16 protein-coding genes are annotated in these 15,675 nt (G+C 54.7%); 12 read left to right on the top strand and 4 right to left on the bottom strand.

Annotated features, from left to right (window positions below; all coding sequences use genetic code 11):
- Positions 1 to 116 precede the first annotated feature (116 nt).
- The 5 genes from ACT3UM_RS00775 to ACT3UM_RS00755 all read left to right on the top strand — a co-directional run bounded on the left by ACT3UM_RS00775 (position 117) and on the right by ACT3UM_RS00755 (position 4,884).
- The gene (locus tag ACT3UM_RS00775) at positions 117 to 1,535 is read left to right on the top strand and encodes an aminotransferase-like domain-containing protein (RefSeq protein WP_035581039.1); all 1,419 of its coding nucleotides are present in this window, start codon (positions 117 to 119) and stop codon (positions 1,533 to 1,535) included.
- A gap of 120 nt (positions 1,536 to 1,655) precedes the next feature.
- A complete protein-coding gene (locus ACT3UM_RS00770) occupies positions 1,656 to 2,360 on the top strand; it encodes a transglycosylase SLT domain-containing protein (RefSeq protein ID WP_197671975.1) in 705 nt (234 codons plus the stop codon).
- A gap of 31 nt (positions 2,361 to 2,391) precedes the next feature.
- Positions 2,392 to 3,132 carry a TSUP family transporter gene (locus tag ACT3UM_RS00765; RefSeq protein WP_498895203.1) on the top strand — a complete coding sequence of 247 codons (741 nt, stop codon included), beginning with the start codon at positions 2,392 to 2,394 and terminating at the stop codon, positions 3,130 to 3,132.
- A gap of 69 nt (positions 3,133 to 3,201) precedes the next feature.
- Positions 3,202 to 4,386, top strand: a complete 1,185-nt coding sequence (locus tag ACT3UM_RS00760) for a M24 family metallopeptidase (RefSeq protein WP_498895201.1) — start codon at positions 3,202 to 3,204, stop codon at positions 4,384 to 4,386.
- Positions 4,387 to 4,509: 123 nt separating this feature from the next.
- Entirely contained in the window at positions 4,510 to 4,884 is a 375-nt protein-coding gene (locus ACT3UM_RS00755) for a hypothetical protein (RefSeq protein WP_498895199.1), read from the top strand.
- Between the two features lie 113 nt (positions 4,885 to 4,997).
- On the opposite strand, the gene ACT3UM_RS00750 is transcribed toward ACT3UM_RS00755, so the two are convergent.
- Positions 4,998 to 5,468 carry a Fic family protein gene (locus tag ACT3UM_RS00750; protein WP_498895659.1) on the bottom strand — a complete coding sequence of 157 codons (471 nt, stop codon included), beginning with the start codon at positions 5,466 to 5,468 and terminating at the stop codon, positions 4,998 to 5,000.
- Positions 5,469 to 5,617: 149 nt separating this feature from the next.
- Here ACT3UM_RS00750 and ACT3UM_RS00745 point away from each other — a divergent pair, with 149 nt between their 5' ends.
- From ACT3UM_RS00745 to ACT3UM_RS00735, 3 genes are read left to right on the top strand one after another with little or no spacing between them, the layout of a single operon-like run.
- Entirely contained in the window at positions 5,618 to 7,012 is a 1,395-nt protein-coding gene (locus tag ACT3UM_RS00745; protein ID WP_498895198.1) for a YfcC family protein, read from the top strand.
- An 18-nt stretch (positions 7,013 to 7,030) separates the two neighbouring features.
- Positions 7,031 to 7,732 carry a DUF1028 domain-containing protein gene (locus ACT3UM_RS00740; RefSeq protein ID WP_498895196.1) on the top strand — a complete coding sequence of 234 codons (702 nt, stop codon included), beginning with the start codon at positions 7,031 to 7,033 and terminating at the stop codon, positions 7,730 to 7,732.
- 52 nt (positions 7,733 to 7,784) lie between these two features.
- Positions 7,785 to 9,044: an allantoate amidohydrolase gene (locus ACT3UM_RS00735; protein ID WP_498895194.1), complete on the top strand. Its 1,260-nt coding sequence runs from the start codon at positions 7,785 to 7,787 to the stop codon at positions 9,042 to 9,044.
- Positions 9,045 to 9,064: 20 nt separating this feature from the next.
- Here ACT3UM_RS00735 and ACT3UM_RS00730 read toward each other — a convergent pair whose 3' ends face one another.
- Positions 9,065 to 9,820, bottom strand: coding sequence for a FadR/GntR family transcriptional regulator (locus ACT3UM_RS00730; protein WP_498895192.1), 756 nt, complete (start codon positions 9,818 to 9,820; stop codon positions 9,065 to 9,067).
- Between the two features lie 182 nt (positions 9,821 to 10,002).
- Between ACT3UM_RS00730 and ACT3UM_RS00725 the strand changes: the two genes are divergently transcribed.
- From ACT3UM_RS00725 to ACT3UM_RS00715, 3 genes are all read left to right on the top strand, one after another.
- A complete protein-coding gene (locus ACT3UM_RS00725; RefSeq protein ID WP_498895190.1) occupies positions 10,003 to 11,121 on the top strand; it encodes an alkene reductase in 1,119 nt (372 codons plus the stop codon).
- Positions 11,122 to 11,252: 131 nt separating this feature from the next.
- Positions 11,253 to 11,720, top strand: coding sequence for a TspO/MBR family protein (locus ACT3UM_RS00720; protein WP_498895188.1), 468 nt, complete (start codon positions 11,253 to 11,255; stop codon positions 11,718 to 11,720).
- Positions 11,721 to 11,752: 32 nt separating this feature from the next.
- Positions 11,753 to 12,349 carry a cell division protein ZipA C-terminal FtsZ-binding domain-containing protein gene (locus tag ACT3UM_RS00715; protein ID WP_498895186.1) on the top strand — a complete coding sequence of 199 codons (597 nt, stop codon included), beginning with the start codon at positions 11,753 to 11,755 and terminating at the stop codon, positions 12,347 to 12,349.
- A gap of 60 nt (positions 12,350 to 12,409) precedes the next feature.
- Here the strand turns inward: ACT3UM_RS00715 and ACT3UM_RS00710 are convergent, their stop codons facing one another.
- Positions 12,410 to 13,996, bottom strand: coding sequence for an ABC-F family ATPase (locus ACT3UM_RS00710; protein ID WP_498895184.1), 1,587 nt, complete (start codon positions 13,994 to 13,996; stop codon positions 12,410 to 12,412).
- A 97-nt stretch (positions 13,997 to 14,093) separates the two neighbouring features.
- A complete protein-coding gene (locus tag ACT3UM_RS00705; RefSeq protein WP_498895182.1) occupies positions 14,094 to 14,948 on the bottom strand; it encodes a sirohydrochlorin chelatase in 855 nt (284 codons plus the stop codon).
- A gap of 81 nt (positions 14,949 to 15,029) precedes the next feature.
- Here ACT3UM_RS00705 and ACT3UM_RS00700 point away from each other — a divergent pair, with 81 nt between their 5' ends.
- Positions 15,030 to 15,602 carry a gamma-glutamylcyclotransferase gene (locus tag ACT3UM_RS00700; protein WP_498895180.1) on the top strand — a complete coding sequence of 191 codons (573 nt, stop codon included), beginning with the start codon at positions 15,030 to 15,032 and terminating at the stop codon, positions 15,600 to 15,602.
- Positions 15,603 to 15,675: the final 73 nt, after the last annotated feature.

Genomic DNA, 15,675 nt, shown 5'->3' with positions numbered 1-15,675 from the left:
CTTTTGCGTTCGACTAGACCACTTTTTAGGCGCACCGAGAGGGTGCACTATTTTCATACTGCTTTCGTCTAAGAGCCCGCCGCTAGCGGGTTAAGCGGGATTAAGGAGGCATCCAGATGGATCGAAAGGAGGTCGTGCACCAACTTGTACAACTTTATGCACTCCAACCCGAGCGGTTGAGTAAGCAGGTACGTATTGAGCAGGCCTTGCGCCAAGCCATTACCCAGCAGTGGCCTTCCGGACTGCGGCTCCCCTCTCACCGACAGTTGGCGGATGCCCTCGGAGTTGCCCGTCAAACCCTGGCGCTGGCGATTCATACCCTGCTCGAAGAAGCGCTGCTTAAAACCGCCCATGGCCAAGGCACCTGGACGTGCCGCCCCATTACGCCAAGCCCTCCCCTGCGTGGCAATGCACAGCTCTCCTCTCGCGCCCAACGGGTGCTGGATGGCCCCGGCGCGAGCATGATTCAAAGCGGTGCCTTCGTACCGGGTATTCCCGATATCGCCCAGTTCCCGATGCGTAAATGGCGGCAGCTCTATGCCAGCGTTACCGTGCCACAAAACGCCCTGCTGCTCTCCTATTCCACCGGTGGCTACGGGCCTTTAAAGCGCGCGATACGCGATTTTTTGGCGCGCTGGCGCAATATTAACTGCGACACTGAGCAGATCATCATCACCGATGGTACCCATAACGGTATTGAACTATGCGCCATGGCGCTGGCCGATGTGGGCGACACCGTGGCCATGGAGTCGCCCTGCTACTGGGGGGCGCGCAACGTATTTACCGCTGTAGGGTTGGAAATCGAACCGGTAGCGTGGCACCCCGACCAGGGGCATTCGCTGCCTTCATATCATGGTCCGGTCAAACTGGCCTACCTGACCGGCTCGCACCACTACCCGCTCAGCGTGCCCACCAGCGCGATGGATAAACAGCGCTTATGCGACGCCTTAGCACCCACTTATATCGTCGAGGATGATTACGAGTTCAACCGCGACGACCACGCTAACCTGCTCTTCGACCCAAACTCCGAGCGCCACTTGCTGGTGGGCTCGTTTTCCAAGATGATGTTTCCTGGGCTGCGCTTAGGCTATCTAGTCGTCCCCCACCATTTAGCCGGGCCGATGAACCGTCTGCGCAGTGAGCTTTTCCGCGAAGGCCGTATGCTGGATCAAGCCGTGCTGGCGCAGTTTATTTTTGATGGCGATTTGGATGCCTGGTGTCGACGCATTCAGCGCGATTACTTAGGGCGCCAGCAGGTGATGCATGGCCAGCTAAGCTCGCTGCCTCAGGTGCGCAGCGTCTCGCCGCCCAGCAGCGCCATTAGCCTATGCGTGGAGTTTGAGTCGCCTATCAACGACGTACAGATTGCTCACACGCTGTTAAAAGAGCATTTGATTGTCCGCCCACTAAGTCCGGTATGCGCGAAGGGTGACTCACGTTCGGGGCTCGTGATGGGCGTTGGCATGCTCTCAGGTGAAACCTTGGTGCGTGAGGCACAGCGGCTACGTCGCTGCCTGGAGGCACTGCTGCGATAGGCGTGAGGGGGGGTTGCGTCACCTCTTTTGTTCAATAATAAAACTCACAGCTTATCCACAGGCTATCAATAACTTATTCATAGGCTCTTGTTTAGAAGGGCTTATCCACAAGGACATTTTATGCGTCACCCTGTTGATGGTTTTACTGCTGCTTTAACCGCTAGCCCCTCACCTCTCATCTCGTCGTCTGTCGCTAAGCTACGCCTGTGGGTAACGCTGAGCTTCGTGCTCCTCCTCTCTGGCTGCGCCACCTTTGCCCCCAACCCGCCCCAGGATCAAAGCAATATCTGCGAGATATTCCGCGAGCAGCCCAGCTGGTACGACTACGCACGGGAGTCTGAGGAAAAATGGGGCACACCCATCGCCACCCAGATGTCTTTTATTCAGCAGGAGTCATCGTTTCGCAGTCATATCCGCCCTGATCGCAAATACTATCTAGGCTTTATTCCCGGCCCCCGCCCCTCTTCTGCCAAAGGCTACGCCCAGGCCCAAGACCCGGTTTGGGAGGAGTACGAGGATCAAGCGGGCAGCCTGTTTGCCCGGCGTACCCATATGAAGCACGCCACCGATTTTATTGGCTGGTACAACCGCCGCTCCCAACAGCAGGCGGGGATATCGCTAAGCAACCCTGAGCACCTTTATTATGCTTACCACGAAGGCGCGGGCGGTTACCAACGAGGCACTTACCGTGGCAAGCCTCAGGTATTGAGTGCAGGCAGGCAAGTAGCGTCCCGCGCTAACCGCTATCAATCACAGCTCAACAGCTGTGAAGCAGAGTTTCAGTGCCGCAAGTTTTATCAGGTCTGGCCGTTTTGTCGTAGTTAAGAACGAGTAAGCAAGAGCAAGGAAGAGCGTTATGAGCTTATGGATAGGCATTGCTTTTGTTAGCGTGGTGTTTTTCACCTCGATGCTGTCGGGTGTGTTTGGCATGGCGGGCGGTTTGGTACTGCTGTGGTTTCTGCTGCTGATCTTTCCCGCAGGCACGGCGATGGCGGTACACGGCGTTATCCAGCTCACCGCGAATGGATCACGAGCATGGCTATCGCGGCGCTACATTGTCTGGCGTATTGTCGCCTTTATGACGCTGGGTGTACTAAGCGCCGCAGGCCTGCTTCTACTGTTCAACTACAGCCCCAATGCCGCCAGCGTATCGCTGTTGATTGGCCTAATGCCGATTCTGGTATGGACACCCAAGCGCTGGTTTCACCTGGATGCCAACCGCGCCAGTCACGCCCTTTGCTGTGGCATCGCCTCCGGTGGTTTAACCATTGCTGCGGGGGTTTCCGGGCCGCTGATTGATATTTTCTTTGTGCGCTCGCATATGGATCGCCGCCAAGTCGTGGCGACCAAGGCAATGATTCAGGTGGTGGCCCACAGTATTAAAATCATCTTTTATCTTGGTTCCGCGCTAGCGCTAAGCGCTGGGGAGTGGAGCATTATCTTGCTGGCCGCGCCATTCGCGATATTCGGCACCCACACCGGCAACCGCATTTTACACCGCCTCACCGATGCCAACTTCCGCACCTGGACACGCTGGATCGTCACCGGTATTGGGGCCTTCTACTTACTGCAAGGGGTGTTTCTAATCACTCGTTAGCGTTGAGGAAGAGCAAAGCGAGCTTCCGGCAGATGCCTATACTGTCCATAGCCATCAACGGAGGTCGCTATGGATTATCACCACTACCGCAAAGCCCTTGCGGAAACACTTGCTCAGAGTGAACTGCCCTTTCCCGCGGCTGAGTACGAAGCGCGCTTGGCAAAGGTTCGTCAGGCCATGGCACAGCAAACGCTAGACGCGCTGCTACTCACCGACCCCGCCGATATCAATTACCTCACCGGCTATCACACCTTTGAGGTTTCGGTTCACGCCTGCCTGGTCTGCACCCAAGAGCGGTTAGTACTGCAAGTCGCCTCGATTGAAACCGGTGCCGCAGTGGTCACCGCCCGGGTGGATGAGATCATCGGCTATCGCTGGGAAAACCTGGATGAAATCATCACCCCATTGGCAGATCTGCTTACCCCCTGCCAAAAAATCGGTATAGACGGTTGGAACAGCGGGTTACGCTTTGGCGTCATTGATGCGCTGATGCAGACTATGGGCCGTGAACGCTTTAGCGAGGCAGGCGCGTTAGTCGATGCCATCAGAATTGTTAAAAGCCCTGCTGAACTGGAGATGTTGCAAGAGAGCGCACGCATCACCGCTCTAGGATTAGAGATCGCCATACAGAGCATTCGCCCCGGCATGACCGATAACGCAATTGCCGCCGCGGGTGCCAAGGCGCTGCTTGAAAATGGCAGCGAATTTATGAGCCTGCAGCCCATTGTGACCAGCGGGCACCGCATTGGCGTGATTCACGTCAACCATAAACGGCGTGTTATCCAGGCCAATGAGCCGGTTTTCTTAGAGTTTGGCGCCGCTTATCAACGTTACACCGCCCCCATGATGCGCACCGCCGTTACGGGCCAAGCCAGCAACGAATTATCGTCTACGCGTGATCTGTGTCGCTCACTGTTTGAGTCGTTATGCGACAGCATGCGCCCTGGGAACACCTTCGACCAAGCGGCACAAGCCGCCGATGCCCTTCTCTCCCCGTATCGTGACCAGTATTTCTTCTCCGGAGTCTTTGGCTACGCCGTGGGCGCTCAGTTCCCGCCCAGCTGGGTAGAGGGCACCGGCTTTATCGCCAAAGGACAGGCGCGTACTTTTGAAACAAATATGGTTTTCCACCTTCCGCTCTGCCTACGTGTGCCCGGCCAGTGGGGCGTGGGCATTAGCGATACGGTGGTGGTGACAGAGCAAGGCGCCAAGCCACTGACCAATAACGACTGGCGTTTGTTTGAGGCATGCTGATAGTCACAGCATTGACAGCTCGATGGAGTAGCGCTATCGTCAACATAGATGCAAATGAGAAACACTATTTTTAGCTCTCTCATCTATATGAGGTGACGATCATTTGAGGTAAAGGTAAGCACTATGACCAGTGAGCAGCGCCAACTTCGTCAAACGTTGATATTTCTGCGCACCTCTTTTGAAGCGGTTCAGCACTCTATTGCTGGCCGCCTGGAAGACCCGCTGCCCTGCTGGATGGATACCAGCATGCTTTCCATGCTGGCGCGGGAGCTCACTCGCTGCTGCCAACAAGCCAAACCGCTGTTCGCCCCAGCCGTCACCGAACAGCTCTATATCGCCTCGCAACAGTGCGAGCTGCTACTCAAACAGTGCCCAGGGGTACTCAGCAGCGCGGTCTGCTATCGCCAGTTAGGTGCCATTATGTTGCCGCTTTCAAGCGCACTGCAGCAGATCGACACTCCCGCCAAACGGCGTTGGCCTTGGGCAAAGTGGCATTGAGCGAGCATTGGAGGGCCAGAAGAAGTATCTATTGGCGATTGCCAGCATGCCCCCGGTGTCAAGATAGCAGTCAATAGAGAAGCTCCAGACCCTGGAAGTGATAAGGGCGGTGTTTATTGATGCGTATTCTTGGTGGCAAGCACTTGCTTACCTAGGTCTGTTAATCGATATTTTTGGGTTGGACTACGCGGCGAGTCAGGTTGCGTCATTTCAATCAACCCTAAATCAAGCAGGGGATTCAGTACAGCCGCTCGAAACTTAGTTCTGTTGGAACGCCCAGTAACTTTCATCAAATGTGTAATTGGGGCTTCTTCAACACAGCATTGTAGCAGATCTACTTGTTCCTTACTTAGTCCCTGCTTAGTCCCTACTTGTTCGGTGACTTCGGGGGTGACTTCAGCCACGGCTTCTTTGTCGACCGAAAACCCTTGATGAACAGGTAAGCGAATTAAAAAGAAACTGCGCTCATCGTCGGTTTCGAACACTGGCTCTGGAGAGCCGTTCGCCTTCATTACCCGAAGTATTTTTGGTACACCCGTTGAACGGCCTTCGGTTAAATCCAACTCTTTCAGAAACTCGCCGATACGCCGGTTGCGTTAGCGACGGCTGGTCGAAGCTCGCCCTGCTTCTAAAAAAATAGCTCTCGCTTGACCCTGCTATTTATCATGATAAATTCAAGATGAGGCGCCAACGAGCGTCAACGCTGAGACACATCACAAGAAAGGGTATCCTCATGGCTGAACAACACACCGCGACAGCCTCTGGCTCGCGTAAAAAGTGGTATCAGGCGGTTCCCGACCCCATGGTGCTAATCTTTATTATTCTGGTTGCTACCTATTTTCTGACCTTTATTATCCCCGCCGGTGAATTTGAACGAGTTACCCAAGATGGCCGAACGGTGGTGGTGCCGGGCTCTTTTGCCTATTTAGAAGACGTTGCCAACATCCCACTATTCAATATTTTTGTGGCGATTCCTGAAGGGCTTATCTCCGCCTCGCAGTATCTATTTATCGTCTTTATCGCCGGTGGTCTGTTTCATATTTTGCAAAAGACCGGTGCGCTAGAGAACGCGATCGGCGTAGCGGTTAACCGTGTTGGCGTTGAGCGGCGTAACGTGATTATTGTCGTCGGTACCTTTATCTACGGCTTTTTTGGTGTCGCCGTCGGGTTTGAAAACAACATTGCATTAGTCCCCATTGCGGTTCTCATCGCCAGCGCCATTGGCTGCTCCAGTTTGGTGGGTACCGCTATGGCCGTTGGTGGTATTGGGATCGGTTTTGCGCTCTCGCCCATCAATCCCTATACCGTGGGGGTTGCGCAAGGTATTGCGGAGCTGCCGACCTTCTCTGGCGCTTGGCTGCGTACGTTGCTGGTGCTTTCGTCACTGGCACTGCTCTCGCTGTATATCTGCAAACGCGTCGTCAAAATGGAGTTTGAAGAGCCGGATAACGCGGAAGCACTGAGCAAACCGCTTAGCGAATACTCTCTCACCAAGCGCAACATTCTGACCATGCTCGTGTTCGTGGGTGGCCTGATCGCCATGCTCATTGGCGTGTTCACTCGCGGTTGGTATATCAATGAAATAGCAGGCACTTTCCTGCTCCTGGCGATCATCATTGGCGCCTTAAACGGCCTATCGGCCAACGGTATTGTTAAACAGATGATGGAGGGTGCTGCCAGCGTAACCGCAGGCGCGCTGGTGATCGGGGTGGCGGCCTCAATTCAGGTCATCCTTGAGCAAGCAGTGATTATTGACACTATCGTTAACTCGCTGAGCGCCATGATCGACGGCATTCCGTCAATATTTTCCGCGATTATGGCCAGTGTAGTGCAGGGTATTATCAACCTCTTCATACCTTCCGGTTCCGGTCAGGCACTGGTGACAATGCCCATTCTGATTCCAGTGGCGGATCTTGTGGGTATGAGCCGTCAACTGATGATCACTGCATTCCAAGTCGGCGACGGTTTAACGAACCTGATTGTTCCCACGTCTGGCGGCACACTCGCCATGCTGGCGCTGGGTCGCGTGTCATACGCCCAGTGGTTGAAGGCGATTATGCCCTTTATGGCGTTGGTGTATGTATTAGCCTGGGTAGGGTTGGTGATTGGCCACTTGGTGGGTTACTGAACAATAGAGGAAACCGCGATGACGCTTTCTCTCGTTCATTGCAATCCTGCCACAGGCACCGTTGCGGCCATCACCGCTACAGGCGGAGTGGCGGTGGGAGGCTATGTGCATCACTGTTGGCGAGGCACTGGGGCATGCGTCACCCAAGGGCGCTTTACCAACCCGTGGTACCCAGCTCGGATATATGAAGCACTTGCCGCGGGCGCCAGCGCCCGGCAGGCGCTTCGCGCCGCCATTAGCGAAGACAACGACTCGGGATCGCGCCAATGTTTGGTGATGGATTCTCACGGCCGCACATCAGCACATTCAGGTGCAGAGAATGTGCCGGAAGTGGCTGAAACCTGCTTCCCTAGCGTCGCTGCCGCTGGGAATATGCTGCAGAGCACCGAGGTCGTGAGGATTTTTGCAGAGCAATTTTTACGCCTTAGCGCCACTAATAGCAGCGCTGCCATTCAGCGCGACGAGTCGCCCCGCTTCCCTATTCATCACGACCAACATCTGCTTACGCATCTGATTGACGCTCTTGATGCTGCTCTATCAGCGGGTGGCGATAAGCGCGGTGCACGCTCGGCCGCGCTGCGTATCGAATCTTTTCATCAAGCGCCTATCGATTTGCGCATCGACTGGTCGGAGGACGTCGTAGGCGCATTGCGGGCGTTAGTCGATGAGTTTATGGCCGAGAACTTTCAAGCCTTTTGGCGTCAACTGCCGCTGCGCTAAAAGCATTTCTACTCTTTTGCTGGCCCCTCTGCCAGCGCCTATTGGAGAGTTTATGACCAACACGGTTGCTCACACTGCTTTTAACCAAGGCGAACTGGGAACGGCATTGATTGAACGCCTGGACGAAGCTGCCCAATACTCTGAGCCAGGCCCCGGCGTCACGCGTCTGTTCTGCTCCCAGGCGCATCGTCAGGTACTGCCGTTAATCAGTCGCTGGATGGAACACGCGGGGCTTACTCCCCAACTGGATGCCGCTGGCAATCTTGTGGGTCGCTGCCCCAAAGCTCAAGCGGGTGAGAAAACCTTCATTATGGGATCTCATCAAGATTCAGTAATAGAAGGGGGCAAATACGACGGCATGCTAGGCGTGGCCCTACCGCTATTGGCCTTGGAGGCGCTTAAACGCGAAGGCGTGACGCTGACATTCGGGGTAGAAGTAGTCGCGTTTGGCGACGAAGAGGGCGTTCGCTTCCCAACCACACTGGTCGGCAGTAAAGCGCTGGCTGGGAGCGTGACACCCGACCAACTGGAAACCCAGGATGCCGAGGGAATCTCTTTGCGAGAGGCATTAATAGCCTTCGGTTGCACGCCTGAGGACATTCCCGCTACTGCCCGAGAACCTGCCAACACGCTGGGTTTTTTAGAAGTACATATTGAACAAGGGCCAATCCTGGAACAGCGTGATCATGCAGTGGGGATTGTTACGGCTTTAACAGGCATTGAACGCCACAAGGTCACGCTAAGCGGCAAGGCCGGTCATGCCGGTACTACGCCGATGAACATGCGTCATGACGCACTAGTCGGCGCGGCGGAAATGGTGCTTGCTATCGATAGCGTACTGCAGAATACCGATGAGTTGGTCGGCGTGGTGGGCAGACTCGATGTCCATCCCAACGCGGTCAATGTGATTCCCGCCCAGGTAACGTTCACGGTAGAGCTACGCTCTCCAGAGTCGGCGACTCGCCAATATGGAAGGGAAGCCGTAACAGCTGCATTGGAGGCAGTGGCGAAACGCCGCGGATTACCCATTAATATTGAAAACACCTACAGCGCCGATGCGGTGGCCTGTGCCGACTGGATGATGACCGCCCTCGAGCAGGCGTGCACCCAGGTTGGCCAACCGGCAGAGCGAATGTTTAGCGGCGCTGGGCATGATGGCTTAGCGATGCAGGCATTAACCGATATCGGCATGCTGTTTGTACGCTGTAAAGAAGGGCTTAGCCACCATCCCGACGAAGCTATTACCGCCGAAGACGGCGAAGTCGCGACACGAGTGATCATGGCATTTTTACAGCAGCTGCCACGTTCATAGCGTTTTCCGCCCTTAGCCCGCTACGCTAGTGGCTCAGGTAAAAAGCCTCGGCGTACCTGAGCCTCCTGCTGATTCATCACTTGTTGGGCATCAAGCATATGCTCGCGCATGATGTTATAGGCGCTTTCAGCATCGCCAAGCTCAATGGCATCCAAAATTTCTGCATGATAGCGACAGCCAGTTTGGCCTAAATCGTGGGTAACGGGCTCATAGAGACGGTGATAAATCGTCAGATCTGAGAGAACTTGTATGGTGAAGCGGATAATAAATGTCAGCAACTGATTTCCACCAGCTAACTCGGCAAGCATTAGGTGAAAATGCAGCGAATCAAGATGCTGCTGACGCTCCGTCTCGCTATCGTCCGCTGGGTCTGCGTAGCTATGCAGGCTTTCACGTAAGCGTGCCATATCACTGTCGGCCACTTTCCCTGCCAAAGAAGCGGCTAGCTCAGGTTCTAACGCCAGCCGTATTTGATAAATATCCTTGATCGATATCTCTTTGAAAAACAGGTAATTGCTTAATAGCGATACGGCTTTGGCCTCGCTCATCTCACGCACAAAAGCACCGCCACCAGGCCCTGTGCGAGTTTCGACCAAACCCTGGGCTTCCAGTACCCGCGTACTCTCACGCACCGTCCCTTTCGACACCTGCAGGGTCTCCATCAGCTCCGACTCGCTAGGTAGTCGGTCACCTGGCTTTAGGTGCCTATCCACGATCCAGCATTTAATGGTTTCCGCCACCTGATAAGGGCGGCGCTGAGGGGCGTTTTTTAACATGCTATCAACAACATCCTTGGTAATAAGCAGCAAGAGTACCAGAGAGATCGCGAGTTTGGATGCCACATAAAAGGTTATCTAGCGCATAAATACGTTTAAAAATATCTGGCTGGCACTAACTAGTAAACTGGTCTATTCTAGGCCGTACGAATTAATCAAAGCATTCAAAAGGAGCTTAATTGATGGCTTTCGAAACACTGTTTACTCCCCTCCAACTGGGCAGCCTATCGATTCCTAACCGGGTTGTTATGGCGCCACTGACACGTGCGCGTACGCCCGATAGCGTACCGGGTGAAATTCAGGAAGCTTACTATGGCCAGCGCGCAGGAGCGGGGCTAATCATCAGCGAAGCCACCAATATTTCTCCCACTGCCCGTGGCTATGTGTATACACCCGGTATTTGGACGGATGCGCAGGAAGCGGGATGGAAAGGCGTCGTCAACGCGGTACACGCAAAGGGTGGCCGTATTGCCTTGCAGCTGTGGCACGTTGGGCGTGTTTCCCACGAAATGGTTCAACCTGATGGCCAACAGCCCGTTGCGCCGAGTGCGCTGAAAGGTGAAGGCGCCCAGTGTTTCGTCGAGTTTGAAGATGGCACCGCGGGTCAGCACCCCACCAGCACACCGCGTGCGCTGGAGACCGACGAGATCCCCGGCATTGTCGAAGACTACCGCCAGGCGGCTGAGCGCGCCAAGCGTGCTGATTTCGATATGGTCGAAGTGCACGCGGCGAACGCTTACCTGCTTAACCAGTTCCTGGCGACCGGCACCAACAAGCGTACCGACCAGTACGGCGGTTCACTGGAAAACCGTGCTCGCTTCCCGCTGGAAGTGGTCGATGCGGTGGTTGATGTCTATGGCGCTGATCGGGTTGGCATCCGCATGACGCCGTTTATCGAGCTATTTGGCCTGACCGACGATGAGCCGGAAGCGATGGCGTTCTATATGGCCGAGCAGCTCTCCAAGCGCGGCCTGGCTTACCTGCACCTGAACGAGCCTAACTGGGCCGGTGGCGATATCACCTTCCCTGACGGTTTCCGTGAGCAGATGCGTGAGCGCTTTAGCGGTAGCCTGATCTACTGCGGTAACTACGATGCAGAGCGCGCTGAGGCCCGCATTAGCGAAAACACTACCGATGCAGTGGCTTTCGGCCGCCCCTACATTGCTAACCCCGATCTACCCGAGCGCTTCCGCGTTAACGCACCGCTCACCGAGCCGAACCACGAAACGTTCTATGGCGGTGATGAGAAGGGTTACACCGACTATTCGTTTATGGATAATGGCTACGACCGTATGAGTTAAAACAGCACACTACTATTGCTGTTACTCCCTTACGTTGGAAAAGCATCACTTCGGTGATGCTTTTTTTATATCTGCCCATTGTAAAACACTGCTAGGCTATTGATTCTTTCGTATGAAAAGACAGGTGATCAATGTTTGGTTCGCTATTAGCGCTGCTGGTCTCTCTACTGCTTGTTGGCCTTACGGCCAGCACCGGCGCGCGTTTTCGGCCGGATGGCTGGTACCGTGCGCTGCGTAAACCCACCTGGACTCCGCCGGATATCGCCTTCCCTATTGCTTGGGGCATACTGTACTTATTAATGGCGATCGCCGCATGGCGGATATATATGGCCGACGAATCGGTATGGCGTACGGCAAGCTTAGCGGTTTACGCGTTGCAACTTTTAGTCAATGCAGCCTGGTCGTGGCTGTTCTTTGGCCGCAAGCAGATTGTCGCTGCGCTGGTAGATATTGTGGTGTTACTGGCGTTAATTACTATCGCCATCACACTGTTTTACCAAGTAAGCACGCTAGCCGCATGGTTAATGGTGCCTTACTGGCTCTGGGTAGCACTTGCACTGGCGCTCAATGCCAGCATTTTTCGCTTAAATAACGCCTGAGTGCTAATTAAAAAACAAAGGGTTTTGAGACTATGGATCGCACCACCACCATAATACTATTAGCCTTCGCGTCGCTGGTATTGGCCGCCATGGCAACGGCAATATTTATTTATGTCATTGTGCCTTGGCGCAGGAGGCGACGCGCAGCGAAAGCAGCAGCCTCTCGCCCGGCACAAGTAGATAGCTCTGAGAAAGAGCTGGAACCTGATATTCCCGCACCATCAAAGCAAACTAAAAAAGTTAAGCAGCATTCGCTTTTTATAATTTTTGATCAGCCTAATGAAGATTCAGACGAGCGCCTTACCCATTGGCTGCGGGAGAAAGGCGCCCACTACGACGCTCTCAAGAAGATATTTTTAATCGACGGTCAGCAGCCATCTAACCCCGTCACGGTCGCCAACGCCTTTCCACCTGGGGAAATGCCCGACCTGCTGCGTGGGGAAACCCATGAGCCTATTAAAGGTATTAGCCTGTTAGTGAAACCACCGCTACGTAAGCGGCGTAATCAACAGATGCACGTCTACGTAGAACTCGCCAAAGAGATGCAGACGGTGTTTAGCGGCAAAATGCTCAATGCCGAGCGCGAACCCGCCACTGACAGTACCTTTGAGCAAATTATTGGCGAATAGAATTGCAAAGCTATATTGGCATAAACAGGGTTGGCATAAACAGGGTTGGCATAAACAGCGTCACACCACTCCCTGGCTGCGCAGGTAGTCGTCATAACTACCGCTGAAATCGACAATGCCTTCCGGCTGCATATCAATAATGCGCGTGGCTAGCGATGACACGAACTCGCGGTCGTGGCTCACAAACAGCAGCGTGCCGGGGTAGTTTTCCAAGGCTAAGTTAAGCGCCTCAATAGACTCCATATCCAGATGGTTAGTCGGCTCATCCATCAGCATTACGTTGGGTTGAGTGAGGATTAGCTTACCGAACAGCATGCGCCCCTGCTCGCCACCGGAAATCACCTTCACCGACTTGCCAATATCATCGCTGGAAAACAGCATTCGCCCCAGAGCACCGCGAACTACCTGTTCGCCCCCCTGCGTCCACGCTGACATCCACTCAAACAGTGTAGCGTCGACGGCAAAATCATCGCTGTGATCCTGGGCAAAAACACCTACCTCAGCGGCTTCGGTCCACTTCACTTCGCCCGCATCCGGGTGCAACTCGCCCGCCAGGGTCTTCAGCAGCGTGGTTTTGCCAATGCCGTTGGGGCCGATAATCGCAATCCGCTCACCGGCTTCTACTGTCATGGAGAGACGCTCAAACAACGGCGGGCCGTCATAAGCTTTGGTAATCGCATCCACGTTAACGGCGTTACGGTGGATCTTCTTGGCCTGATCAAAGCGGATAAAGGGGCTAACCCGACTGGATGGCTTAATATCTTCCAGCTTGATCTTATCGATTTGACGCGCCCTAGACGTGGCCTGCTTAGCCTTCGAGGCGTTAGCGGAGAAGCGGCTAACGAACTGCTGCAGCTCGGCAATCTGGGCCTTTTTCTTGGCGTTATCCGAGTGCTGACGCTCACGAACCGCGGTAGCGGCGGTCATGTAATCATCGTAGTTACCTGGGAACAGGGTAATTTCGCCGTAGTCCAGATCCGCCATATGGGTGCAGACGCTGTTCAGGAAGTGACGGTCGTGTGAGATGATGATCATGGTGCTGTTGCGCGCTTTAAGAATATCTTCCAGCCAGCGGATAGTGTTGATATCCAGGTGGTTGGTAGGCTCATCCAGTAGCAGCACGTCCGGGTCTGAGAACAGCGCCTGAGCTAGCAGCACCCGCAGCTTCCAACCCGGTGAGACTTCGCTCATCGGGCCGGTATGTTGCTCAATGGGAATCCCCAGGCCCAGTAACAGCTCCCCCGCGCGGGGTTCAGCCGTATAACCGTCGAGCTCGGCAAAGCGTACTTCCAGATCGGCGACGGCCATGCCGTCCTCTTCGCTCATCTCTGCCAGTGAATAAATACGCTCGCGCTCAGCCGCGATCGACCAGAGTTCTACGTTACCCATGATAACGGTATCGATCACCCGCTCATTTTCAAACGCGAACTGATCCTGGCGCAGCTTACCCAGCCGGGTACTGCTATCCAGCATCACCTGGCCGGAAGAGGGCTCCAAATCGCCACCGAGAATTTTCATAAAGGTGGATTTGCCGCAGCCGTTCGCACCGATCAGGCCGTAACGGTTGCCGTTATTGAATTTAACGGAGACATTTTCAAACAGGGGCTTAGCCCCAAACTGCATGGTGATATTGGCGGTTGCGATCACAAAAAGGAGCCCGGTTAGCGTGTCATTAACAATAATAGAAAGGCTCGCGATTCTACGCGCTATTTGGCCTGTATTCACCCATCAGACTTTAGTCACATCAGCTGATTGCCGGGATATCGAGTAGAAAGCGTTCATCATCAATCGCTTGACGCAATCGCGTGTGTAAAATATCGACGATCCCTGGATGCTCCCCCACCAGCTTCGTGGTGGTAACAGTAAGGCCAGGATACAGCTGTTCAGCAGTGGCGCATATTTCTGCAATATCACCGCCCTCACCAGCATGGCGTCCCGGTGAAAGAAACAGCATCGCCAATATAACGGGACCTGTCTTAAACTCAGGTAGCGCCAGCAAGTTTTCCAGCAGCGGTTCGTTAAAGCGGTACTCATCGCCCGCGCGGCGCTCCATAGAGGCAGCGGCAACACAGGCGACGTCATCGCCAAGTAGTACGCTAAGTTGCCCTGCCAGGCGGCTTCGTACGGCGGTGACTTCGGGAATCGGGCTACCGTGATCCACCAACGCCACGTGAGGCTTGGAACCTGATCGAAGCTGGTCGCGCACGTTGTCGGCCAGCAGGTGGGCCAAACGCAGGTCATTACCCCCGAACTCATCCACCAAGGGCTGGGCCACCCGCACCTTCACATGGGGGAAACGCTCCTGCATAGTTGCCATGCGCTCTGGCAGGTAACCCGTCAGCGCTTTGCTGGGGCCGAAAAAGAACGGCAGGACAATGATCTCCGCTGCCCCCTGCTCGGCGCTGCGCTCAGCGGCGGGGCCAAGCGTTGTCGCGGGAATCCCACCCACCTCTTCTGCGGGAATCTTATTGGAGTGCAGCAGCGAAGCCGCCTGCACGGCTTCGCCAATCAGCTCGCTAAGCGAAGCCGCCAAGCGGCGTAAATTGAGCGTTGCCTGGGGCCGCAGGGAGCCATTATCGACCAAAAAAATCGCGCGCATGTCTGTCTCCCAAGTGATCGTCAATGACATGATAAGATGGACGTTGGAACAAATACGCCGAGAACATGATGCTTGATACTGATGTTTGACACCACTGCCTTAAATCAGCAAAGAAACTTCTTCGAGGGCCAGGCGGCTATATGGCTGTTTGGCTACGGCTCCCTGATTTGGAAGGCTGACTTTGCCTACTTGGAGCGCCGCCCGGCTTATATTCACGGCTGGGAGCGTCGATTTTGGCAAGCCTCCCACGACCACCGCGGCACCCCTGACGCACCTGGCCGCGTGGCGACGCTGGTTCGCGCCAAGGATTCGATTTGCCACGGCATGGCCTACCGCATTACCCCAGAAGTTCTGGCACCGCTGGATGTGCGGGAGAAAAACGGCTATTTGCGGGAAAAAGTACCGCTGACCTTTGTTGATCACAATGGCAACGGGACGGAACAGAGTGAAGGGCTTATTTACTTGGCCAGTGATGATAACCCCGCCTTTCTGGGCGAGGCGCCGCTTGCCGAGATCGCTCAGCAAATTGCCAACGCCCATGGCCCCAGCGGCCCCAACCGCGAGTACCTAGTGAATCTAGCCATCGCGCTACGCGAGATGGGCGTGGAAGATGCGCATATTTTTGCGCTAGAGCAGCAACTGAGGCGTTGTTGAACTCACTAGGCAGTTTTTTTAGCTATTAACCATTTTTTTATAACAATTTTATAAACAAATCCCAGGCTCGCTC

The organism is Halomonas sp. AOP13-D3-9, from assembly GCF_052379125.1.
GTDB lineage: Bacteria > Pseudomonadota > Gammaproteobacteria > Pseudomonadales > Halomonadaceae > Vreelandella.
This window is presented reverse-complemented; position numbering and strand designations above follow the sequence as displayed.